This is a genomic window from Kitasatospora sp. NPDC001527 (assembly GCF_040298605.1).
Classification (GTDB): Bacteria; Actinomycetota; Actinomycetes; order Streptomycetales; family Streptomycetaceae; genus Kitasatospora.
This window is the reverse complement of sequence record NZ_JBEPAM010000002.1, coordinates 249,276-272,138: the sequence shown is the minus strand read 5'-3', so window position 1 is coordinate 272,138 and position 22,863 is coordinate 249,276. Positions and strand designations below refer to the sequence as shown.

General features: G+C 72.7%; 20 protein-coding genes. 1 reads left to right on the top strand and 19 read right to left on the bottom strand.

Annotated features, from left to right (window positions below; all coding sequences use genetic code 11):
• Nucleotides 1–22 precede the first annotated feature (22 nt).
• On the top strand, nt 23–664 hold the full coding sequence (locus tag ABT238_RS03050) for a TetR/AcrR family transcriptional regulator (protein WP_350755350.1): 642 nt from the start codon (nt 23–25) through the stop codon (nt 662–664).
• Nucleotides 665–701: 37 nt separating this feature from the next.
• Here ABT238_RS03050 and ABT238_RS03045 read toward each other — a convergent pair whose 3' ends face one another.
• The 19 genes from ABT238_RS03045 to ABT238_RS02955 form a co-directional block, all read right to left on the bottom strand.
• Nucleotides 702–1,571 (bottom strand): M23 family metallopeptidase, encoded by an 870-nt coding sequence (locus ABT238_RS03045; RefSeq protein ID WP_350755348.1) that lies wholly within the window; start codon nt 1,569–1,571, stop codon nt 702–704.
• Nucleotides 1,572–1,983: 412 nt separating this feature from the next.
• The gene (locus tag ABT238_RS03040) at nt 1,984–4,332 is read right to left on the bottom strand and encodes an immune inhibitor A domain-containing protein (RefSeq protein ID WP_350564472.1); all 2,349 of its coding nucleotides are present in this window, start codon (nt 4,330–4,332) and stop codon (nt 1,984–1,986) included.
• A gap of 351 nt (nt 4,333–4,683) precedes the next feature.
• The gene (locus ABT238_RS03035; RefSeq protein ID WP_350564470.1) at nt 4,684–7,203 is read right to left on the bottom strand and encodes an ATP-dependent Clp protease ATP-binding subunit; all 2,520 of its coding nucleotides are present in this window, start codon (nt 7,201–7,203) and stop codon (nt 4,684–4,686) included.
• Nucleotides 7,204–7,876: 673 nt separating this feature from the next.
• Nucleotides 7,877–8,227 (bottom strand): histone-like nucleoid-structuring protein Lsr2, encoded by a 351-nt coding sequence (locus tag ABT238_RS03030; RefSeq protein WP_350564468.1) that lies wholly within the window; start codon nt 8,225–8,227, stop codon nt 7,877–7,879.
• 91 nt (nt 8,228–8,318) lie between these two features.
• A complete protein-coding gene (locus ABT238_RS03025) occupies nt 8,319–8,855 on the bottom strand; it encodes an amino-acid N-acetyltransferase (RefSeq protein ID WP_350564466.1) in 537 nt (178 codons plus the stop codon).
• Nucleotides 8,856–8,864: 9 nt separating this feature from the next.
• The gene (locus ABT238_RS03020) at nt 8,865–9,302 is read right to left on the bottom strand and encodes a BlaI/MecI/CopY family transcriptional regulator (RefSeq protein WP_350755346.1); all 438 of its coding nucleotides are present in this window, start codon (nt 9,300–9,302) and stop codon (nt 8,865–8,867) included.
• A 117-nt stretch (nt 9,303–9,419) separates the two neighbouring features.
• A complete protein-coding gene (locus ABT238_RS03015; protein ID WP_350564463.1) occupies nt 9,420–9,542 on the bottom strand; it encodes a hypothetical protein in 123 nt (40 codons plus the stop codon).
• A gap of 4 nt (nt 9,543–9,546) precedes the next feature.
• Nucleotides 9,547–11,103 carry a bifunctional lysylphosphatidylglycerol synthetase/lysine--tRNA ligase LysX gene (lysX, locus tag ABT238_RS03010; RefSeq protein ID WP_502884232.1) on the bottom strand — a complete coding sequence of 519 codons (1,557 nt, stop codon included), beginning with the start codon at nt 11,101–11,103 and terminating at the stop codon, nt 9,547–9,549.
• A 146-nt stretch (nt 11,104–11,249) separates the two neighbouring features.
• Nucleotides 11,250–12,008: a hypothetical protein gene (locus ABT238_RS03005; protein ID WP_350564461.1), complete on the bottom strand. Its 759-nt coding sequence runs from the start codon at nt 12,006–12,008 to the stop codon at nt 11,250–11,252.
• A 108-nt stretch (nt 12,009–12,116) separates the two neighbouring features.
• Nucleotides 12,117–13,361: an ABC transporter permease gene (locus ABT238_RS03000; protein WP_350755344.1), complete on the bottom strand. Its 1,245-nt coding sequence runs from the start codon at nt 13,359–13,361 to the stop codon at nt 12,117–12,119.
• Nucleotides 13,358–14,077: an ABC transporter ATP-binding protein gene (locus tag ABT238_RS02995; protein WP_350755342.1), complete on the bottom strand. Its 720-nt coding sequence runs from the start codon at nt 14,075–14,077 to the stop codon at nt 13,358–13,360. The genes ABT238_RS03000 and ABT238_RS02995 overlap by 4 nt, the downstream gene beginning before the upstream one ends.
• Entirely contained in the window at nt 14,074–15,684 is a 1,611-nt protein-coding gene (locus ABT238_RS02990) for a peptidoglycan-binding protein (protein WP_350755340.1), read from the bottom strand. Before ABT238_RS02990 ends, ABT238_RS02995 begins: the two co-directional genes overlap by 4 nt.
• A 426-nt stretch (nt 15,685–16,110) precedes the next feature.
• Nucleotides 16,111–16,905, bottom strand: coding sequence for a type III pantothenate kinase (locus ABT238_RS02985; RefSeq protein WP_350564455.1), 795 nt, complete (start codon nt 16,903–16,905; stop codon nt 16,111–16,113).
• 75 nt (nt 16,906–16,980) lie between these two features.
• Nucleotides 16,981–17,973: a carboxylating nicotinate-nucleotide diphosphorylase gene (nadC, locus tag ABT238_RS02980; RefSeq protein WP_350564453.1), complete on the bottom strand. Its 993-nt coding sequence runs from the start codon at nt 17,971–17,973 to the stop codon at nt 16,981–16,983.
• Between the two features lie 4 nt (nt 17,974–17,977).
• Nucleotides 17,978–19,654 carry an L-aspartate oxidase gene (locus ABT238_RS02975; RefSeq protein ID WP_350564451.1) on the bottom strand — a complete coding sequence of 559 codons (1,677 nt, stop codon included), beginning with the start codon at nt 19,652–19,654 and terminating at the stop codon, nt 17,978–17,980.
• Between the two features lie 14 nt (nt 19,655–19,668).
• The gene (gene panD, locus ABT238_RS02970) at nt 19,669–20,118 is read right to left on the bottom strand and encodes an aspartate 1-decarboxylase (RefSeq protein ID WP_350564449.1); all 450 of its coding nucleotides are present in this window, start codon (nt 20,116–20,118) and stop codon (nt 19,669–19,671) included.
• 57 nt (nt 20,119–20,175) lie between these two features.
• Nucleotides 20,176–21,081 carry a pantoate--beta-alanine ligase gene (gene panC, locus ABT238_RS02965; protein WP_350564447.1) on the bottom strand — a complete coding sequence of 302 codons (906 nt, stop codon included), beginning with the start codon at nt 21,079–21,081 and terminating at the stop codon, nt 20,176–20,178.
• Complete coding sequence (locus ABT238_RS02960; protein WP_350564656.1) at nt 21,081–21,938, bottom strand: Rossmann-like and DUF2520 domain-containing protein; 858 nt, start codon at nt 21,936–21,938, stop codon at nt 21,081–21,083. The genes panC and ABT238_RS02960 overlap by 1 nt, the downstream gene beginning before the upstream one ends.
• A 219-nt stretch (nt 21,939–22,157) precedes the next feature.
• Nucleotides 22,158–22,850 (bottom strand): response regulator, encoded by a 693-nt coding sequence (locus ABT238_RS02955; RefSeq protein WP_350564445.1) that lies wholly within the window; start codon nt 22,848–22,850, stop codon nt 22,158–22,160.
• Between the last annotated feature and the right edge of the window lie 13 nt (nt 22,851–22,863).

Below are 22,863 nucleotides of genomic sequence, written 5' to 3'. Positions count from 1 at the left end.
ACGACGCAGTCAGAGGCAGGCGATGGGCACGACGCACAGCCCCCGCAGCGACACCCGGGCGCGCATCGTCGCCGTCGCTCTGGAGCTCTTCTCCGAGCACGGCTACGAGCGCACCTCGCTGCGGGAGATCGCCGACCGCCTCGGCGTCACCAAGGCGGCGCTCTACTACCACTTCAAGACCAAGGAAGACATCGTCCAGGGCATCGTGACGGCCACCGCCGCGCCGATCCACGAGCTCATCGCCTGGGGGCGCGAGCAGACCTGGACGCCCGACGTCCGGGACGAGCTGATCCGCCGGTTCGCGGCCGGGATGTCCGAGCGGGCGCCGCTGCTGCGCTTCTTCCAGGAGAACCAGCCCGCGCTGCGCGACCTGCAGGCCGGGCGGGAGTTCCGGGACAGCATGATCGCGCTGGTCCGGCTGGTGCACGGTCCGGAGGCGAGCTTCGAGGACCGGCTGCGCGCGGCGATGTCCCTGTTCACCATCAACTCCGCCCTCTTCCTGCTGCACCAGGACAAGCGGCCCGAGGACAAGCGGCCCGAGGCCGAGTGCCCGGCCGGCGGGACGCGGGTAGCGGAGCCCACCCGGGAGGAGGCGGTCGAGGCCGCCCAGCACGTCGCGCTGGAGATCTGCCGGCTGATCGGCAGGCCCGCGCCGACGGACTGAGCGTCCGGGGGAGGCGGCGGGTCCCCCGGACGGGGGATCAGAAGTCGGTGACCCCGTGCCCGGACAGGTAGGCGATCGGGTTGATCACCCTGCCGTACTGGTTGGCCGAGCGGATCTCGAAGTGCAGGTGCGGACCGGTCGAGTTGCCGGTGTTGCCGGAGCGGCCGATCTGCTGCCCGGCCGCGACGCGCTGGCCCGCCGAGACCGACAGCGAGGACATGTGGGCGTACTGGGCGTACCGGCCGTCCGCCAGCCGCAGGACGACCTCCTTGCCGTACGCGCCGTCCCAGCCGGCCGACACCACGGTGGCGTTGCCGACCGCGAGCAGCGGGGTGCCCTGGGGGACCGCGAAGTCCACGCCGGTGTGGTACCCGGCCGCGTAGTGCGGGTTGCGCACGCCGTAGGGGTTGCTGGTCGGCGCGCCCGGGACCGGCGCGGACCACTGCGGGGCGGGCGCCGGGGCCGGGGTGGGCTCGGGTGCGGGCTCCGGGGCGGGGGCCGGCGCGGGCTCGACGGGCGCGGGCTCCGGCTCCGGCTCCGGCTGCGGCTGCGGCTCCGCGACGGGCGCCGGCACGGCGGCCTGCGCGGGCAGCAGGTTGGCCGCGACCGCCACGTACTCCTGGGCCGAGGCCTGCTCGGACGGCAGCGTGTACGGGCTCGGGCCCGCGACCTGGACCAGCACCGGAGCGTTCACCGCCCCGTGCGGCGCGGTGAACGCCGAGCTGCCGGGGGTGGTCGGGGCGATGGTCTGCGCCGAGGCGCTGCCCGTGGTGGTGAGGAGCAGGGCGCCGGTCAGCACGGCCGCACCGGCCGCGGCGGCGGTGGTGGAGTGGGTGCGGCCGGTCTGCCGGAGGAAGGAGTCGGCGAGCCGGCACAGGGCCGGCCCCAGAGGCGGGACGGAAGGCATCGGAGCTCGACCTCATGAACGTACGGGGGCAGCACGCTGAGCCGTTCGGGCGTGCTGAGCGGGGACCACTCAGGTGTAACCGTCACCGAGCGGAGCCCCAAACCGTGTGACGTACTACGGCGTGTAGTCATCCTCGGCCCGTGAATTCAAACCGACGGAGTAACGATCATGCGGTCGGATCGTCCGTTCACGGGAAGGCGGCCGCCGAGCCTCGCCCGGTCGGGCTACTACCGCCGCTCGTACCGGTCCCGCGGCTTGTGAGCAGCACCACCCGCGGGGCGGGTTTGGAGCGCTCATGCCGGCCAGCAGGCGGAGCCGGGCAGAAGGAATCCGGCCCGCCCCCGCGGGTGCGGGAGCGGGCCGGATCGGCTCAGCGGTGCCTGGTCATGGACCGGGCGTCAGAGCCGGTCGATCAGTTGTCGACCGGGCGGACGCGGATCCAGGTCTCCAGGTAGTTCGAGGACTCGTTCTCGACCTCGATGCTGGTGCCCGTCTTCGGGACGATGACGCTGCTGTACGGGTTGTCCTTCGACCAGTACGACTTCAGGTCGGAGAACTCGTCGACACCCTTGGCCCGCGGGACGACCGTCTCGACGCCGGCGCGGTGCAGGGTCAGGGAGTCGGTCTTGCGGGAGCCGAAGGTGGAGTCGTAGCCGTTGATGCGCGGGCGCATCAGCGTGCCGTCCTTCCACTTCAGCGGGCTCGGGTGCGAGTCGACCGGCAGGATCAGACCCTGGCCCGGGTGGTTGGTGACGTTGTTGTCACTCTGCGACTCGTCCCAGTACCAGATCAGCAGACCGGGCTGGTACGGGTAGTGCTCGACCCAGAGCGGCTTGTCGGCGAAGCCGAAGTTGTACGGGCCGACCTTGAGGGTGCGGTCGTACGAGACGTACTGGCGGTTCTCCGCGATGTAGTACTGGTTGTAGTCCTTGGTGAAGGACCCGGTGGTGCGGGAGAAGCCCTTGGCGGTCCAGCCGTTGTCGCCGTTCTCGGCGCCGTCGGTGAACACGGTGGCGCCGTCGGCGGTCACCGCGAGCTCGTCCAGGGCCAGGCCCTTGAGGTGCAGGCCGCCGTCGGTGACGTAGCGGAAGCGGACCTTGACGGCCTTGCCGGCGTAGGCGTCCAGCGGGAGGACGAGGTCGCCCCACTTGTCGCCCGAGTTGCCGGTCAGCGAGGCGTTGCCCGAGGGGTCCTTCGGCAGCGCGACGCCGTTGAAGGTGCCGTTCAGGGCGGTCCAGGTGGTGCCACCGTCGGCGGAGACCTCGGCGTAGCCGTAGTCGAAGTCCTGCTCGATGTCGTACCAGGCCTTGGCCGACAGGGAGCCCGAGGTCTTGCCGGTCAGGTCGACGTCACGGGTCAGCGAGACGTTCAGGTCGTCCGCGCTGCCGCTCCACCACTCGTTGGCGCCCGCGTAGGGCTTGTTGACGGTGGTGGTGACGGACTTCTTCGGCAGGTCGACGACGAGCGCCTGCGGGAGCTTGCTGTTGTACTCCGCCGGGCCGATGTGGTGGGTCGACTCGGTGCCGGCCTTGGCCTTGTCGTACTTCAGCCAGCCGAGCTGGAGCTTGCTCCAGGCGTCGAGGTCGTTCGGCATGTCGCCGATCGAGTTCTTGCCCTCGCCCAGCCAGGAGCCCGACGACATCAGCGACCAGAAGCCGACCGAGTTGTCGATGCCGCTGCCGGAGGTGTCGTAGAGGTCCGGCAGACCGAGGTCGTGGCCGTACTCGTGGGCGAAGACACCGAGGCCGCCGTTCTCGGGCTGCATGGTGTAGTCGCCGACCCAGACGCCGGTGCCGCCGACCGGGGTGCCGCCCAGCTTGTTGTCGGCCGGACCGGTGGAGCCGGCGCCGGTGCCGTAGACGTACGAACGGTGGGCCCACAGGGCGTCAGTACCCTGCTTGCCGCCGCCCGCCGACTGGTCCTCACCGGCGTGCACGATCTGGAAGTGGTCGATGTAACCGTCCGGCTCGTTGAAGTTGCCGTTGTGGTTGAAGTCGTACCGGTCCCACTGGTCGTACTGCGCGATGGTGGCCTTGATCTGCTCGTCCGTCTGGCCCTTGGCCTTCTGGTCGGCGACCCAGGTGTCGATCGCGTCGCGGATCAGGTCCTGCGCGTTGGCGCAGACGTGCTGGCCGCAGTAGTCCGAGCCGTAGCGGGCCTCGTTGTACTTGACCTTCACCCAGTCGGTGACCTGACCGTCCACCGAGTAGCGGCCCGAGGACTGCTTCTCGTAGTAGGTCTTCAGCGAGTCCTGGGTCTTGCTGAAGTACAGGTCCTGGTAGTGCTGCTGGTTGTAGTCGGCCTGCCAGAGCGTCGAGTTGTTGGTGGCCGCGTCGGGCTTCTCGATCTGGTTGCGCTGCGGGCCGGGGGTGCCGCCGTACTTGATCTTGCCGTCCGGCGTTGTGGTGGTGTTGTCCACCTGGTCGCCGAACTCCACCAGGATGGTGAAGATCTTGTCCGTGCGCTCGCGGGCCAGCTCGACGTACTTGTCCTTGCCCAGCTTGATGCTGGAGCTGCCGCCGTGCTGCTCGACCTTGGCGGTGCCGGCGAGCAGCTGCTCGGTGGCGGCCTTCTGCTCGGCCTCGACCTTCTCGGTCAGCGGGCCCGGCAGGTTGTGCTCAGTGCTGGTCTGGACTGCGTCGGCCGGGTCCGTCGGAACGGGGGCGGAGCCGGCGGCGACGGCCGTGCCCGGCAGCAGCCCCGCGCCGAGCGCGGCTATGACCGCTGCGGCCGAGGCGACCGAAGCGGCTTTCCTGGTCATCTTCAACGTTGTGACGTCCTCCCCAAACCGTCCGGCTCTTGGCCTTCCGGTAAACCAATGAAAGACAGGTGGACGTCATTTGATCCAAGCGTGGACGGAAAAGATAGACCTTGACCGTGACATGGCTACAGCGCTATGCTCCGCGACTTCGTATCAGCTGACGCACTGTCAACAACATTGACATTAAAGATGACTGCACTTTGGGTCGCATCCGCACCGGCCCCCCATTCGGCCCCCCACCTGCCCCTTCGTGGGCCGGATCACACGTTCGGATCTGTTCCGGAAAACGGTTCGGGCCCCCGGCGCGAACGCCGGGGGCCCGAACTGTTTGCTGTTATCTGTTAAATGTTGCTACTTCGTCAGGTCGGGACCCGGCGAGGCGACGGCGGCCGGGGTGTCCGCGACCGCGGACTTCTCCTCGCCGCGGAAGGTGAACTTCGCGTCCTTGCCCTCGCCCTCGACCCCGACGACCACGATGTGGCCGGCCCGCAGCTCGCCGAAGAGGATCTTCTCGGAGAGGTGGTCCTCGATGTCGCGCTGGATGGTCCGGCGCAGCGGCCGGGCGCCCAGGATCGGGTCGTAGCCGCGCTTGGCCAGCAGCTTCTTGGCCTCGACGCTGAGCTCCAGGCCCATGTCCTTGTCCTTGAGCCGCTCGTCCACCTTGGCGATCATGAGGTCGACGATCTGGATGATGTCGTCCTCGGACAGCTGGTGGAAGACGACGATGTCGTCGACGCGGTTCAGGAACTCGGGGCGGAAGTGCTGCTTGAGCTCCTCGCCGACCTTCGCCTTCATCCGCTCGTACCCGGTCTGGGTGTCGCCCTGGGCCGCGAAGCCCAGGTTGAAGCCCTTGGAGATGTCCCGGGTGCCGAGGTTGGTCGTCATGATGATGACGGTGTTCTTGAAGTCGACCACGCGGCCCTGGGAGTCGGTCAGACGACCGTCCTCCAGGATCTGCAGCAGCGAGTTGAAGATGTCCGGGTGGGCCTTCTCCACCTCGTCGAAGAGGACGACGGAGAACGGCTTGCGGCGCACCTTCTCGGTCAGCTGGCCGCCCTCCTCGTAGCCCACGTAGCCGGGGGGCGAACCGAAGAGCCGGGAGACGGTGTGCTTCTCCGAGAACTCCGACATGTCGAGGGCGATCAGCGCGTCCTCGTCGCCGAAGAGGAACTCGGCGAGCGTCTTGGAGAGCTCGGTCTTACCGACGCCGGACGGGCCGGCGAAGATGAACGAGCCGCCGGGGCGCTTCGGGTCCTTGAGGCCCGCACGGGTGCGCCGGATGGCCTGGGAGAGCGCCTTGATGGCGTCCTTCTGGCCGATGACGCGCTTGTGCAGCTCGTCCTCCATGCGCAGCAGCCGGGAGGTCTCCTCCTCGGTCAGCTTGAAGACCGGGATGCCGGTGGCGGTGGCCAGGACCTCGGCGATGAGCTCCTCGTCGACCTCCGCGACGACGTCCATGTCGCCGGCCTTCCACTCCTTCTCGCGCTTGGCCTTGGCCTGCAGGAGCTGCTTCTCGTCGTCGCGCAGGGACGCGGCCTTCTCGAAGTCCTGCGCGTCGATCGCGCTCTCCTTCTCGCGGCGCACGTCGGCGATCTTCTCGTCGAACTCGCGCAGGTCCGGCGGCGCGGTCATCCGGCGGATGCGCATCCGGGAGCCGGCCTCGTCGATCAGGTCGATGGCCTTGTCCGGCAGGAAGCGGTCCGAGATGTACCGGTCGGCCAGGGTGGCGGCGGCGACCAGGGCGGCGTCCGTGATGGAGACCCGGTGGTGGGCCTCGTAGCGGTCGCGCAGGCCCTTGAGGATCTCGATGGTGTGCGGCAGCGACGGCTCGGCGACCTGGATCGGCTGGAAGCGGCGCTCCAGCGCGGCGTCCTTCTCCAGGTGCTTGCGGTACTCGTCGAGCGTGGTGGCACCGATGGTCTGCAGCTCACCGCGGGCCAGCATCGGCTTGAGGATCGAGGCGGCGTCGATGGCGCCCTCGGCGGCGCCCGCGCCGACCAGGGTGTGCAGCTCGTCGATGAACAGGATGATGTCGCCGCGGGTGCGGATCTCCTTGAGGACCTTCTTCAGGCGCTCCTCGAAGTCACCGCGGTAGCGGGAGCCGGCCACCAGGGCGCCCAGGTCCAGCGTGTAGAGCTGCTTGTCCTTGAGCGTCTCCGGGACCTCGCCCTTGACGATCGCCTGGGCCAGGCCCTCGACGACGGCGGTCTTGCCGACGCCGGGCTCACCGATCAGCACCGGGTTGTTCTTGGTGCGGCGGGACAGCACCTGCATGACCCGCTCGATCTCCTTCTCGCGCCCGATCACCGGGTCGAGCTTGGCCTCGCGGGCGGCCTGGGTGAGGTTGCGGCCGAACTGGTCGAGGACCAGCGAGGTCGACGGGGTGCCCTCGGCGGGCCCGCCGGCCGTGGCCGACTCCTTGCCGCCGGGGGTCTGGTAGCCGGAGAGCAGCTGGATGACCTGCTGGCGGACCCGGTTGAGGTCGGCGCCCAGCTTCACCAGGACCTGGGCGGCGACGCCCTCGCCCTCGCGGATCAGGCCGAGCAGGATGTGCTCGGTGCCGATGTAGTTGTGGCCGAGCTGCAGGGCCTCCCGGAGCGACAGCTCCAGGACCTTCTTCGCCCGGGGGGTGAAGGGAATGTGACCGGACGGGGCCTGCTGGCCCTGGCCGATGATCTCCTCGACCTGCTGGCGAACGGCCTCAAGAGAAATCCCGAGGCTCTCCAGGGCCTTAGCGGCGACACCCTCACCCTCGTGGATCAGACCCAGGAGGATGTGCTCGGTGCCGATGTAGTTGTGGTTGAGCATCCGGGCTTCTTCCTGAGCCAGGACGACAACCCGCCGCGCGCGGTCGGTGAACCTCTCGAACATCGTTTATCGCTCCTCAGAGCGGTCGGGCAGTTCGGGGTCCGTCCCCGCCCTGTCCTTCCGCATGCTAGTCCCGCTCAGCGGCGCGGCCCACGGATTCACTCCCTCGTAGGGGAGCGAGATGCTGCGCGACCAGCCGACACCAATCCCAACCCGATGCTGGGAGACGGTGTTCCCGCACGCGGGCCGGATGCACCGGATACCGCTACGCCATCGGCGAACAACCTCCGCCGCGACGCTGCCGGTGGGTGGCCGACCGGTCACGCGTCCTGCCCCGGGCGGAGCCACGGACCCCGTCCCTCTGCATTCATACCCGGTATCGGGGCGGTTCTCGCGCAGTTTCCGCGGTGACGGTGTTCGCCTGGCGAGAAGTCGGGCCGCCGCTGACGGCGGATCAGTCGCGGCCGGGCGGCCGGTACGCCGCCCGGGCACCGTCCGCGGTGCCGTTCCGCCCTTACAGCGTCGCACAGGCCACGGCCGTCGCGCCGCCCGGACCGGACCCCGGCCCGCTGCCCGAACGGGCAGCCGGGGCCGTCCCGGGTTCGGCGGCCGGCCCCGTCCCGGGTGTGCGGCGCGGGGCGCGGAGGGGTTCCCTCCACGCCCCGCGCGTGTGCCGCGGACGCTCAAGCGGCCCCCGGAACCCCGCACCCGTCCCGGCGGCCGGGCGTCGCCCGGTTCAGGACGCGTTGGCCTTCTCGTAGGCCTCGCGCACGTTGCTGGGGACGCGGCCGCGGTCGTTGACCTCCAGGCCCTGCTCCTTGGCCCACGCGCGGATCTTCGCGGTGTCCGGGACGCTGCCGGACGGACGCGGGGCGGCGCCGCGGCCGGCCCGGCGGGTGCCGGCGAGGCGACCGCTCTGCTTGCGCCCCTTCTCGACGTACGGCGCCAGCAGACCGCGGAGCTTGTCCGCGTTGGCGCTCTTCAGGTCGATCTCGTAGGCAACGCCGTCGAGCGCGAACGTGACCGTCTCGTCCGCCGACCCGCCGTCGAGATCGTCTTCAAGAATGACCTGCACCCTCTGTGCCACGGGCTTCCCTTTCCGCTAAACGACCCATTGCCTAAGGAAAGGAAAGCGCCTTTCTCCGGAAAACACAAACCCCTGGCCGTCCGGGGGCGGCTCACAGGTGCAGCAGCATGCGCGAGTTGCCCAGTGTGTTGGGCTTCACCCGCTCCAGGTCGAGGAACTCGGCGACACCTTCATCGTACGAGCGGAGAAGTTCTTCATAGACATCCGTAGCGATCGCCGCCGGGTCTGTCGTACCATCATCGGTTTCCTGGAGCTCCCCGATCTCCACGAAACCGTGTTTCGCGAAGAAGGCGACCTCGAACGTCAAGCAGAAAATCCGACGGACGCCGAGCCAGCGGGCGGTCTGCAGCAGCTTCTCCAGCAGCAGGTGTCCCACTCCGTGACCGCGGCAGGACGGGTCGACGGCGAGGGTGCGGACCTCGGCGAGGTCCTCCCACATCACGTGCAGCGCGCCGCAGGCGACCACCGTCCCGTCGTCGTCGCGTTCCGCGACCCAGAACTCCTGCACCGATTCGAACAGTGTGACGGTGGGCTTGTCGAGCAGAATCCCGTCGCGCGAGTACGCGTCGACGAGCCCGCGTACGGCCCGCACGTCCGTGGTCCGCGCCCGGCGGATGGTGACCTCCATGGCGGGACGTTATCGTGCCGGCCCCGATCGGGTCTCCCCGGTATCCGGTCCGCTCTCCGGGGAATCCGGGGCGGCCGGATCGGACGGGGACAGAGCGGCCACCCGCAAGGCGTCCCGCAGTGCCTCCCGCTGCTCGGGCGACATCAGGCCGAAGAAGTGCACCAGGGCCGCGGCGGGATTGTCGCTCGTGGCCCACGCGTCGTTCATCAGGGCCGCCGTGTACGCCTCGCGCGAGGAGACCGGTTCATATCGATAGGCCCGCCCCGCGCGCTCGCGGCGGAGCCAGCCCTTTCTGTGCAGCTTGTCCAGGACGGTCATCACCGTGGTGTACGCGATATCGCGTTCCGACCGCAGATCCAGGAGAACCTCGCGAACCGTGACCGGTCGGTTCCACCGCCACACCCGGGTCATGATGGCGTTCTCAAGTTCGCCGAGTTGCCGGACCATAGTCCGGCCAGGATAGGGAGTGAATGGGGCAAATCTTGTGAAGTGCCGCCAAACCGGCGCGCCGCCACCCCCGGAATCCGGGAATGGCGGCGCGTGGTCTCGCGGGCGGCCGACGGGTCAGTCGACCGCGTCCTCCTTGGCCTTCTGGGCCCCGCCCTGGGTACGGATGATGGCCCGCACCAGGAAGCCGAAGCCGATCGCCATGACCAGCGGCGGGACGATCGCGCTGACGTAGTCCATCAGGTCACTCCTCCTCGGTCTTCTCCGCCGCACCGGCGGACGCCTTGGGCTCCGGCTTCACCAGCGGGAAGAGCACGGTCTCCCGGATGTTCTTGCCGGTGAGCAGCATGATCAGGCGGTCCACCCCGAGCCCGAGGCCGCCGGTGGGCGGCATCGCGTACTCCAGGGCCCGCAGGAAGTCCTCGTCGACCTGCATCGCCTCGACGTCGCCGCCGGCCGCCAGCAGGGACTGCGCGGTGAGGCGGGCGCGCTGCTCGACCGGGTCGACCAGCTCGGAGTAGGCGGTGCCGATCTCGGTGCCGAAGATCACCAGGTCCCACTTCTCGGCCACGCCCGGGACCGAGCGGTGCTGGCGGGTCAGCGGGGAGACCTCGGTCGGGTAGTCCCTGAGGAAGGTCGGCCGGACGGCGTTCTCCTCCAGCAGGCGCTCGACCATCTCCAGCACGATCTGGCCGTGGCCCCACTCCTTCTCGAAGGGGATGCCGTGCTCGGCGGCCAGCTTGCGCAGCTCCTCGACACCGGTCTCCGGGGTGACCTCGGCGCCCAGCCGGGCGGAGATGCCCGGGTAGACGCTGATCTCCTCCCAGGGCTCGGCGAGGTCGATCTCGTGCTCCACGCCGTGCGGGTCCAGGCCCCGGATCACCGTGGTGCCCAGCGCGTCCCGGGCGGCGTTGACGATGGTCGCCCGGATCAGCTCGGCCTGGGTGTCGTAGTCGCCGTAGGCCTCGTAGGACTCCAGCGAGGTGAACTCGGGGTTGTGGGTGGAGTCCGCGCCCTCGTTGCGGAAGTTGCGGTTGATCTCGAAGACCTTCTCCGCGCCGCCGACCACCAGCCGCTTGAGGTACAGCTCGGGGGCGATCCGCATGTAGAGGTCGATGTCGTACGCGTTGATGTGCGTCTTGAACGGCCGCGCGTTGGCGCCGCCGTGCACCGGCTGCAGCATCGGGGTCTCGACCTCGATGTAGCCGCGCTCCTCGTAGGTGCGGCGGATCGAGCGGACCACCTTGGACCGCAGGTGGAGGATCTCGCGGGCCTCGGGGTTGACGATCAGGTCGACGTACCGCTGGCGGACCCGGGCCTCCGGGTCGGTCAGGCCCTTGTGCTTGTCCGGCAGCGGGCGCAGGCACTTGGCGGTGAGCTCCCAGCGGTCCACCATCACGGACAGCTCGCCGCGCCGGGAGGTGATCACCTCGCCCTCGACGCCGACCTGGTCGCCGAGGTCGATGTCGGACTTCCAGGCCGACAGCCGCTCCTCGCCCAGCTTGTCCAGGGAGAGCATCACCTGGAGGTCGCCGGAGCCGTCGCGCAGGGTGGCGAAGCAGAGCTTGCCGCCGGTGCGGGAGAGGATCACCCGGCCGGTGATGCCGACCCGCTCGCCGGTCGCGGTGTCCGGGGCGAGGTCCGGGTGCTTGGCCCGGAGGTCGGCGATGGTGCTGGTCCGGGGGAAGCCGACCGGGTAGGGGTCGACGCCGGCGGCCCGGAGCCGGTCCAGCTTCTCGCGCCGGACGCGCATCTGCTCGGGAAGGTCGTCGGTCGCGGGGATGGGGCTCTGATCGCTCACCCCACCAGGGTAGCCAGCCCGGACCGGTGCTCCGCCACGGGATTACCGTGCCGCGCGGTGCGGCCGGGGCCGCCGGGCACGGGAACGGGGAGGCCGGGCCGGTCGGAACCGGCGCGGCCTCCCCGGGAGGCGCTGGCGGGGCGGGCTCAGCCGGTGCCGGTGGCCAGCTCCAGGTCCTCGGGTGCCTCCGGTGCGGCCGGGCGGGCGGCCGGCTTGGGGCGGCGGCCGAACAGCTCGGCGGGAGTGGGCATCCGGTGCGGCCGGGCGGGCTGCCGCTCCTGGGGGGCGCGGGGGTCGGCGGACTGCTCGACGGGGGGCTCGGTGCTGCTCATCGGGATCCGTCCTCCAACAGGGGTGCCAACGGGGATGGGGGGAGAGCTCGGGGGAGCGGCGGGGCTCGGTACGGCGACGAGGTGGCGCTGGCCGGTGGTGAGGGCGAGCCGCTCGCGCACGGCCGCCTCGGCCAGCGCGTGGCAGCGCCCGGCCAGCCGGGAGCGGCGGGAGCGCTCGCCCTGCCCGCAGGGCTGGCGGCTCAGTCCGCGCAGCGCGGTGAGGTCCTCCGGCCCGGGGAGGTAGCCGTCGGTCACCGCCTCCTCCAACCGCTCCAGGTAGCCGGTGGCGGTGCCGGGCAGAGCGGCCCGGTAGCGGGCGAGGTCGGCGAGCAGGAAGGCGCGCAGCCGGCCGCCCTCCTGGACGGCCTCGTCGATCGCCTCGGTCAGGCGCAGCGCGTCCTGGACGTCCTCGGCCCACAGCGCCGCGCCCGCGTCGGCGTGCGCCGGGCGGCCGGGGAACTGGAGGTGGACGGGGACGGAGGGGTGCAGGGCTTGGGCGAGGGCGCGGCGCAGCACGCGGACTTCGTCGGCGCTGAAGGCCATGCCGCCGCGCGATCCGTGTGGCGTAGGCATGGGTTGACACTACGTGAGGAATATCCGATTTGTCGGTAACCTCGCGCCGACGCCACGCGTCACTCGCCCGCTCGCCTCCGGGGCGGGGCCCGGACCGCGCCGGGCGGCTCAGCGGCGCAGCGCCTCCGCCGGCTGGATCCGGGCCGCCCGCCAGGCCGGGTAGACCCCGGCCAGCAGTCCGGTGAGCAGGCCGATCACCGGCGCTGCCGCCACCGTCGCCGGGTCGACCACCGGCGTCCAGTCCCGGGCCAGCGCCACCCCGAGCACCGTCAGCACGCCCAGCGAGGTGCCCACCAGGCCGCCGACCAGCCCCAGCGAGGCCGACTCGGAGAGGAACTGGCCGGTGATGTGGCGGCCGCGGGCGCCCAGCGCCCGGCGCAGGCCGATCTCGCCGGTCCGCTCCAGGACGGCGACCAGGGTGGTGTTGGCGATGCCCACCGCGCCGATCACCAGGCAGATGCCGGCCAGCAGCAGGAACAGCTGGTCGAGGTCGGAGGTGACGTCGGAGCGGAGGGTGCGCGGGTCCGGCGGCGGGACCGGTTCGAAGTACTCGGGGTGGGCCGGGTCCAGGGCGAGCGGGGCCTCCTCGGCGATCTGCCGGGCCGCGCCGATCCTGGTCGAGATGATCATCTTGGCCCGGTCGCGGTCCGGCTCGCCCCAGAGGCGGGCGGCGGCCCCGCGCGGCACCGTCACCGAGAGCAGCAGGTCCGCCATGCGCTTCACGTCGTCGACGATGCCGATCACCGTGAACGGCTTGTTCTCCAGGAAGATCGCCGGCTGGGTGTCCAGCGTGGTGATCCCCAGCCGGGCCGCCAGCGCCGCGCCGATCACCGCCACCTGCCGGCCGGTGGAGTCGTGCCAGCCGTCGAAGGTCCGGCCCTGCACCAGGTGCGGCTCGGCGGCCTTCAGCACCCCGGCCGAGGCGGCCACCACCGAGACCTGCTCGCCACCGCCCTGCCGGCCCACCGGCGCGGCCCGGACGGTGCCGGAGGCCCGGCCCACCGGCCAGTAGACGCCGGCCGCCTCGACCCCGTTCAGCCGCTCGATGCGCGCGTCGGCGTCGGCCGGGAAGGCCAGGCGCACCAGCTCGGGGCGGGCGCCGCCGGTGTCCTCGACGCTCACCTCGGTCGCGCTCAGCACGCTGAACCGGGAGTCGATCTGCGAGGAGGCGGTCGCGGTCAGCCCCAGGACGGCCACGAAGGTGCCCACCCCGAGGACGGTGCCCAGACCGGTCAGCGCCGAGCGGGCCGGCCGCTGGAGGACGCCGGCCAGCGCCTCGGCGAGCAGGTCGCGCAGCGGGAGCCGGGACGGCTCGACCACCCGGTCGCGGCGGCGGGTCGGCCGGATGCTCATGCCGCGGCCACCTCCTCGCGCAGCACGCCGTCCCGGATCGCCACCGTCCGCCGGCCGCGGGCGGCCACCTGCGGGTCGTGGGTGATCAGCAGCACCGTCAGGCCCTGCGCGTGCAGCTCGTCCAGCAGGGCCAGGACCGACTCGGCGGTGCCGGTGTCCAGGTTGCCGGTCGGCTCGTCGCAGAGCAGCAGCGAGGGCCGGCCGACCAGCGCCCGGGCGATCGCCACCCGCTGCCGCTCGCCGCCGGACAGCCGGGTCGGCAGGGCGTCCAGCCGGTGGCCGAGGCCCACCCGGGCCAGCGCCGCCCGGGCCGGCTCGCGCCGCCCGGCGCCGCGCCGGCCCCGGCCGGCCGTGTAGAGCATCGCCAGCGCCACGTTCTCGGTCGCCGAGCGGTGCGGCAGGAGGTGGAAGGACTGGAAGACGAAGCCGATCCGGCGCCCGCGCAGCGCGGTGCGGTCGGAGTCCGGGAGGGAGCCGGTGTCGATGCCGTCCAGCAGGTACTGGCCGGTGGTGGGGGCGTCCAGCAGCCCGGCGATGTTCAGGAAGGTGGACTTGCCGGAGCCGGACGGGCCGACCACGGTGACGTACTCGCCGGGGGCGATCGTGAGGTCGCACGGCTTCAGCGCGGTCACCGGGGGCGGCCCCGGGTAGGTCAGGCCGACCTGGCGGAACTCGATGACGGGGGCGCCCGGCCCGGTGCCGACGACGCCGGTCACCTGGCGCCCGCCCCGGTGGCGTCCTTGACGCCGACGATCACCCGGTCGCCCGGCTTCAGCGTGCCCCCGGTCAGCGGCCGGACCTCGGCGCTGCCGCCGCCGACCGTCCCCGGGGTGACCTCCACCCGGCGGCGCTGCCCGTTCTCGTAAACCGTCACCACCGTCCTGCCGTCCGCCGTCGCGGAGACCGCCGACAGCGGGACCACCAGCACCGGGCCGGCCGAGGAGGCGGCCTGCACGGTCAGCCGGACGTCCTGGCCGGCCAGCCGCGGGTCCAGCGGCGCGTCCGGCTGGACCACCATCGCGTAGCCGCTCGCCGCACCGCCCTGGACGGGGGCCGGGTTCTGGCCGCCGCCCGCCCCGGCGCCCGGCGCGGCCGCGGCCGGCTGGCCGTCCCCCGGGGTGTCGGCCACCGCGCCGACCGTGCCGGCGGCCTTGACGCCGGTCACCTCGGAGAGGATCTCCACCACCTGGCCGGGACGCACCAGGCCCTTGTCGGCGATGGTCAGACCGCCCTTGACCACCAGCGCCCCGGCCGAGACGGTCAGCACCTTGCCGGACACCTCGCCGCCGATCCGGCCGGCCACCGAGTCCACCCGGGCGGGGAAACCGGAGAGGAACAGCAGCTCGGCGGCCGGGACCATCGGGCCGGTGGAGGCCTTCGCGTCCGTCACCTTCTTCCGCAGCTTGGCGAGGTCCTCGGTGGCCCGGGTCACCTGCTTCCGGGCGGTGTCGACGGCGGTGCGGGCCGCGTCGACGGGGCTCTCCCCGACCGGGGCCGGGGCCGCGCCGCCGGTGGCCGCCCCCGTCGCCGCGCCCGTGGCCGGTGCGGCGCTCTGCTGCGCCTGCTGTCGGGACTGCTGCCGGTCGGCCGCCACCGCGTCGTCGTGGCGCTTCCTCGCCAGCCTCAGCGCGTCCCTGGCGTCCGCCAGCGCGCGCTCGCCGCCGGTGACCGCGTCCTGGGCGGCGGTCACCTGGGCGTCCCCGTCCGGCGCGGCGGGCAGCGGGTCGTAGCCGCGCGCCGCGTAGAACGCCTTCACCGCCTCCTTGGTGCCTGCGCCGAAGGTGCCCTCGGCATCGCCGCCGGAGTCGAACCCCAGCTCCTTCAGGGCCTGCTGGAGCTGCTTGACGTCCTGTCCGGTGGCGCCCGGCTTGAGGTCCCGGTACACCGGCAGGTCGCCGCGCAGCGGGAACACCGGCCGCCCCGCCACCTCCAGCACCGACTGCCCGGCCCGCACCTGGTCGCCGGCCTTGGCCGGCAGCCTGGTCACCACCGGCTTGGCCCCCGCCGCCCCGCCGCCCCCGGCCGGCGCCACGTCCACCGACTGCCCGGCGCTCACCTGCCCGCGGACCACCACCGAGTCGGTCAGCACCCGCTTCTCCACCGCCGCCGTCAGCACGTCGGGCGCCGGCGGCTCGCTCTCCGCGGCCGCCTGCGCCGGCGACTTGATCATCGTCGAGGCCGCCACCCCGCCCCCGGCCAGCGCCACCGCGGCCGCCATGACCGCCACCAGCACCCGCCGGCGCCGCCGGATGCCCCGCTCGCCGCCGCCCACCCCGTCGTCCGCCGCCTCCGGCGTCACGTCCGACTCCTCGAACTCGGCCACGACCCGCCCTCGTTCCGAAAGTCGATCCAACTGTCCACGGATGAAGACTGCCTGACCGACCCTCGGGAGCGTCGGCGGATTCCCGGAATCGTCCGGCCCCCGCCCGGCTCGCCGCCCGCGTGCGGCGCGAGTCGTGGCCGTTGCCCGCAAGGACGGTTGGTCAGCCGGTGGTGGAGCGCGATCGGCGACCTCCCGGCTGGAGAGGTCCAGGGCAGGGAAGGGGAGTACCTCTTCCCTGGCGGGCGCTCGGGCGGTCGATCCGGGGCGCCGCGGGGCGCAGGTCGGCCAGGTGTCATCGACGGCCGCGACGGTTCCGCGCATGGCCTTCGGCGCCCACCGCTCCCCGGCGGGAAACGGCGGGTGACGGGGCCACCGGTGTTCGGCGCCGGCACGGCGTCCGGGGGATCCGCGTCACATGCGACGGGCTCAGCTCGGGCGGTTGCGCTCGTAGACCAGCCGCAGGCCGATGAGGGTGAGCCAGGGCTCGTGGACGTCGATCGAGCCGGCCTCGCCGAGGACCAGCGGGGCCAGGCCGCCGGTGGCGATCACCTGGACGTCGTCCGGGTCCTTGGAGAGCTCGCGGGCCATCCGGTCGACCAGGCCGTCGACCTGGCCGGCGAAGCCGTAGAGGATGCCGGACTGCATGCCCTCGACGGTGTTCTTGCCGATCACGTTGCGCGGGCGGGTCAGCTCGATCTTGCGCAGCAGGGCGCCGCGGTTGCCGAGCGCCTCGACCGAGATCTCGATGCCGGGGGCGATCGCGCCGCCGACGTAGTCGCCGCGGGCGTTGACCGCGTCGAAGGTGGTGGCGGTGCCGAAGTCGACCACGATGCACGGGCCGCCGTAGAGGTGGTTGGCGGCCAGCGCGTTGACGATGCGGTCGGCGCCGACCTCCTTGGGGTTGTCCATGAGGACGTGCACGCCCGTCTTCACCCCCGGCTCCACGATCACCGCGGGGACGTCGCCGTAGTAGCGGCGCGTCACCTCGCGGAACTCGTGGAGCACGGAGGGGACGGAGGAGCAGATCGCCAGGCCCTCCACCTTCGCGTCGGCGATCGCGGTGCGCGAGCCCTGCGAGCCCATCAGGCCGTGCAGCAGCACCGCCAGTTCGTCCGCCGTCCGGCGCGGATCCGTGGAGATCCGCCAGGTCTCGACGACCTCTTCACCGCCGAACAGGCCGAGGGTGGTCTGGGTGTTGCCGACGTCGATGGTGAGCAGCATCGGATGCTTTCTGCGTCGAGGACCAGCGGGCGGACGGGGGGGACGAACGGGCGGTGCGGGCGGAACGGCGGCCGGTCAGGCGCGCAGGTCCAGGCCGATGTCCAGGATCGGCGAGGAGTGGGTCAGCGCGCCCACCGCCAGGTAGTCGACACCAGTCTGGGCGACCTCGCGCGCGGTGGCCAGGGTGAGTCCGCCGGACGCCTCCAGCTTGGCCCGGCCGGCCACCAGGGCGACGGCCTCGCGCAGCTGCGGGACGGTGAAGTTGTCCAGCAGGACGAGGTCGGCCCCGGCCTCCAGGACCGGCGCGATCTGCTCCAGGGTGTCGACCTCGACCTCGACCGGCAGGTCCGGGTAGGCGGCCCGGACGGCGCGGAACGCCTCGGCGACGCCGCCGGCCGCGACCACGTGGTTGTCCTTGACCAGGGCCGCGTCCGACAGCGCCATCCGGTGGTTGGAGCCGCCGCCGCAGCGGACCGCGAACTTCTCCAGCGCGCGCAGTCCCGGGGTGGTCTTGCGGGTGTCGCGGACCACCGCGCCGGTGCCCTCCAGGGCGTCCGCCCAGGCGCGGGTGGCGGTGGCGATGCCGGACAGGTGGCAGAGCAGGTTGAGCGCGCTGCGCTCGGCGGTCAGCAGGTCCCGGGTGCGGGAGCGGACCGAGAGCAGCACCTGGCCGGCCTCGACCCGGTCGCCGTCCTGGACGTGCCGCTCGACCTCGAACTCCTCCTCGCAGACCAGCGAGACGACCGCCTCGGCGATCCGCAGACCGGCCACCACGCCGGCCTGGCGGGCGGTGAAGTCGGCGGTGGCGACGGCGTCGGCCGGCACGGTCGCCACCGAGGTGACGTCCTCGCCGCCGGCGAGGTCCTCGGCCAGCGCCAGGGTGGCGATGTCCTCGACCTCGATCGGGTCCAGCCCGGCCTCCTCCAGCAGCTCGGCGAGCTGCGGGTCCAGGCCGGTCTCGTAGCCCTCGCCGTCCCCGCAGGCGCAGCCGTCGCCGCAGCCGCCGGCCAGCGGGAGCTCCTCGTGCTCGTGCTCGTGCAGGTGGGTCACGTCGGTCGCGTCGGTCATGGTGTTACTGCTCCTCGGGGGTGCTGACGGGGCCGCCGGAGGCGGTGAGGGTGGTGATCAGGTGGCGCCGCCAGTGCGCGTCGTCCCGCTCCGGGAAGTCCTCGCGCCAGTGGCAGCCGCGGGTTTCCTCGCGCTGCGCGGCGGCGGTGACCAGCGCGTCGGCGACCAGCAGCAGGTTGGCGGCCTCCCAGGTCTCCACCCGGGGGTCGGCCGGCTTCTGCTCGGCGGCGTCGGTGCGGGCGTGCTCGGCGAGCAGCGCCAGCCCCCGCGCCGTGGCGGCCATCGACGCGGCCGAGCGCAGGACGCCCGCACCGCGCGACATCAGCCGCTGGATCTCGGCCCGCGCCTCGGGCGCGGGCAGCGGCACCGGACGGGCGGCGCGGGCCGCCGCCGCGTCGACGGTGCGCTCGGGCAGGGCGCCGGCCGTGTGCCGGCCGGCCAGGTCGGCGGCGATCCGCTCGGCGAAGACCAGGCCCTCCAGCAGCGAGTTGGAGGCCAGCCGGTTGGCGCCGTGCACGCCGGTGCAGGCGACCTCGCCGCAGGCGTACAGGCCGGGGACGGAGGTGCGGCCGTGGTCGTCGGTGCGCACCCCGCCGGAGGCGTAGTGCGCGGCCGGGGCGACCGGGATCGGCTCGGCGACGGGGTCGATGCCGTGCGCGCGGCAGGACGCCAGGATGGTCGGGAACCGGCGTTCCCACATCTCGGCGCCGAAGTGCCGCCCGTCCAGGTACATGTGATCGGTGCCCTGGAGCAGCATCCGGTTCGTGATCGCCTTGGCGACGATGTCGCGCGGGGCCAGCTCGGCCAGCTCGTGCTGCCCGAGCATGAACCGCACGCCGTCCGCGTCGACCAGGTGGGCGCCCTCGCCGCGGACCGCCTCGGAGATCAGCGGCTGCTGGCCCTGCGCCTCCGGGCCGAGCCAGAGCACGGTGGGGTGGAACTGGACGAACTCCAGGTCGGTGACCTCGGCGCCGGCCCGCAGCGCGAGCGCCACGCCGTCGGCGGTGGAGACCGCCGGGTTGGTGGTGGCCGAGAAGACCTGGCCCATGCCGCCGGTGGCGAGCACCACCGCGCGGGCCCGGACGGCGCCGACGCCGTCCCGCCGGCCCTCGCCCATGACGTGCAGGGTCAGCCCGGCGGCGTGCCCCTCGGCGTCGGTGAGCAGGTCGAGGACCAGGGCGTGCTCGATGAGCTCCAGCTCGGGGTCCCGCCGGACGGCGTCGACCAGGGCCCGGGATATCTCGGCGCCGGTGGCGTCCCCGCCGGCGTGCGCGATCCGGTTGCGGTGGTGGCCGCCCTCACGGGTGAGCAGGATCGCGCCGTCCTCGCCGCGGTCGAAGGCGGCGCCGACCGCGATCAGCCGGCGGACCGCGTCCGGGCCCTCGGTGACCAGGGCGCGGACGGCGTCCTCGTCGCAGAGGCCGACGCCGGCCACCAGGGTGTCGGTCAGGTGCTGCTCGGGGGTGTCCCCCTCGCCCAGGGCGGCCGCGATGCCGCCCTGGGCCCAGCGGGTGGAGCCGTCGTCCAGCATCGCCTTGGTGACCACGATGGCCCGCAGGCCGGCCTTGCGGACGTTGAGCGCGACGGTGAGCCCGGCCACGCCGGAGCCGACCACGACGACATCGGTGTCGGTGGTCCAGCCCGGCGCGGGGGCGGTGAGGCGGTGCGTGACGGCGGACATGACGTGGTGGCTCCTTAACGCGCGGCGTCGTCGTCGGCGCCGCTGCCGCCACGGTACGCCGCGTCCCCGCGCAGCAGTCCGGTGCCCTCCCCGGCCTCGGCCGGGTCGCCGCCGGTGCCGGTGATCCGGTTGTGCTCGTCGACGAAGACGACCTTGGGCAGGTAGCCCTTGGCCTCGGCGGTGTCCATCTGCCCGTAGGCGATCAGGATGACCAGGTCGCCGGGGTGGACCAGGCGGGCGGCGGCGCCGTTGATGCCGATGACGCCGGAGCCGCGCGGGCCAGCGATGGTGTACGTCTCCAGCCGCGCGCCGTTGTTGATGTCGACGATGTGGACCAGCTCGCCGGGGAGCAGGTCGGCGGCGTCGAGCAGGTCCTCGTCCACCGTGACGGAGCCGACGTAGTGCAGGTCGGCCTGGGTCACGGTGGCCCGGTGGATCTTGGACTTGAGCATGGTGCGGAGCATTGCGGGTCACGCCTCCTGTGAGTGCATGCCTAGGGGAACAGCGGTGGGACTACCGGATCACCGGACGATGATGCGGACGTTGTCGATCAGGCGGGTCGGACCGACCTTCGCGGCGACGGCCAGCACGGCCTCGCCCTGGAAGTCGTCCGGCGCCTCGGTGAAGTCGTGCGGATCGATCAGGGCGAGGTAGTCGAGGTCCACTCCCTCGGCGCCGTCCAGTACGGCCGCGGCGGCCTCGCGCACGGCCTTCGGGCCCTGCGCGGCCGCGTCCCGGCCGGCGAACAGCGCCCGGGACAGGGCGAGGGCGCTGGTGCGCTCCTGCTCGGAGAGGTAGCGGTTGCGGGAGGAGAGCGCCAGGCCGTCCTCCTCGCGGACGGTCGGCACGCCGACCACCTCGACGTCGAAGTCGAGGTCGGCCACCATCCGGCGGATGATCGCCAGCTGCTGGGCGTCCTTCTCGCCGAAGAGGGCGAAGTCCGGGTCGGTGATGTGCAGCAGCTTGGCGACCACGGTCAGCACCCCGTCGAAGTGGCCGGGCCGGGTGGCGCCCTCGTAGCGCTCGCCCATCGGGCCGGCGGTCAGCCGCACCTGCGGCTCGCCGTTCGGGTAGACCTCGTCGACGGACGGCGCGAAGACCACGTCGGCGCCGTTGGCCTCGGCGAGCCGCACGTCCTCGTCCAGGGTGCGCGGGTAGCGCTCCAGGTCCTCGCCGGCGCCGAACTGCAGCGGGTTGACGAAGACCGTGACGGCGACCCGGCCGTCCCGGCCGACCTGCTTGCGGGCGGCGCGGATCAGTGCGGCGTGGCCCTCGTGCAGGGCGCCCATGGTCATCACGACCGCGTTGTCCACCGGCTGCTCGTCCGGCCAGAAGGCGGCCTCGAAGTCGTCGACGGTGTGCGTGACCACGGCCCGGTGGACCTTCGGGGCGCGCTGGGCCTTGCCCGGCTGCTTGCCGCGTGCCATTACTGCTTCTCCTCGTTCAGTACGTCCAGCAGCGCAGCCGCCGACGCTTCGTCGATCGTCCCGTGGGCCAGGGCCCGCTGGGCGGTGGCGCGGGCCATCGCCCGGTAGGCGGCCGGGATGTCCGGGGACACCGTACTGAGCTGCGCCAGGTGGCGCCGCACGGTGCCGGCGTCGCCCCGGGCGACCGGGCCGGTGAGGGCCGCGTCGCCGGAGCGCAGCGAGTTGTCGAGCGCGGCGCCGAGCAGCGGGCCGAGCATCCGGCCGGGCTCGGCGACGCCGGCCGAGCGCAGCAGCTCCATCGCCTGCGCGACCAGCGTGACCAGGTGGTTGGCGCCGTGCGCCAGGGCGGTGTGGTACCGCGGGCGGACGTCCTCGGGCACCCACTCGGGCTCGCCGCCCATCTCCACCACCAGCGCCTCGGCGACCGGGCGCAGCTCCTCGGGGGCGGTCACCCCGAACGGGCAGCCGGCCAGCCGGGCCAGGTCGACGGAGGTGCCGGTGAAGGTCATCGCGGGGTGCAGCGCGAGCGGCAGCGCGCCGGCCGAGGTGGCCGGCTCCAGCACGGCCACCCCGTGCGCCCCCGAGGTGTGCACCAGCAGCTGGCCGGGGCGGACGGCGCCGGTCGCGGCGAGGCCGGCCACCAGGTCGGCCAGCGCGTCGTCGGGGACGGTGAGCAGCACGAGGTCGGCGGCGGCCAGCACCTGCGGCGGGGTGACGATCCGCACGCCGGGCAGCAGCGCCTCGGCGCGGCGGCGGGAGGCGGCGGACACCCCGGAGGCGGCGACCACCTTGTGGCCGGCGAGCTGCAGGGCGGCGCCCAGCGCCGGGCCGACCCGGCCGGTGCCGACCACGCCCACGGCGAGGCGGGCCGGGCGGTTGCCGGGGTCGGCCGGGTCGCCGAGGCCGTCGGCGAGCGGGGCGAACTCGCCGGGGTCGGCGAAGTCGGACGGACTCACGGGTCCACCTTTGTCCAAGGGCTCCGTTCCAGTCCACCTGACGGGGTACCGGACGTACCGGCCCATTCTACGGGGGCAGGCGAAGGGGCAGGGGCGGATCCGGTCAGCGCCCGGCCCCGGTCAGTCGGTGGCGCCGGCGCGGATCAGGCCCGCCTCGTAGGCCAGCACCACCGCCTGGACGCGGTCGCGCAGGTTCAGCTTGGCCAGGATCCGTCCGACGTGGGTCTTCACGGTGGCCTCGGAGAGCACCAGCCGGGCCGCGATCTCCCCGTTCGACAGACCCTGGGCGACCAGCAGGAACACCTCGCGCTCGCGTTCGGTGAGCGGGCCGAGGGTGTCCGTGCGGCCCGGGCCGCTCTGCGGGGTGGGCAGCACCTCGGCGAACCGGTCGATCATCCGGCGGGTGGTGGTCGGCGCGACCACCGCGTCCCCGCCGTGCACGGCGCGGATCGCGGCCACCAGCTCGGTCGGCGGCACGTCCTTGAGCAGGAAGCCGCTGGCGCCGGCCTTGAGCGCGGCGAAGGCGTACTCGTCGAGGTCGAAGGTGGTGAGGATGAGCACGTGCGGGGCGTCGGGCAGCGGGCTGCCGTCCTCGGCGAGGCAGATCCGCCGGGTGGCCTGCACGCCGTCCAGCCGCGGCATCCGAACGTCCATGAGGATCACGTCCACCGCGGTGTGCCGGAGCTTCTCCAGGGCCTGGGCGCCGTCCCCGGCCTCGGCGGCGATCTCGATGTCGCCCTGTGACTGCAGGATCATCCGGAATCCGGTGCGCAGCAGTTCCTGGTCGTCGACCAGCATCACGCGGATGGTCAAGGGTGGCTCCTAG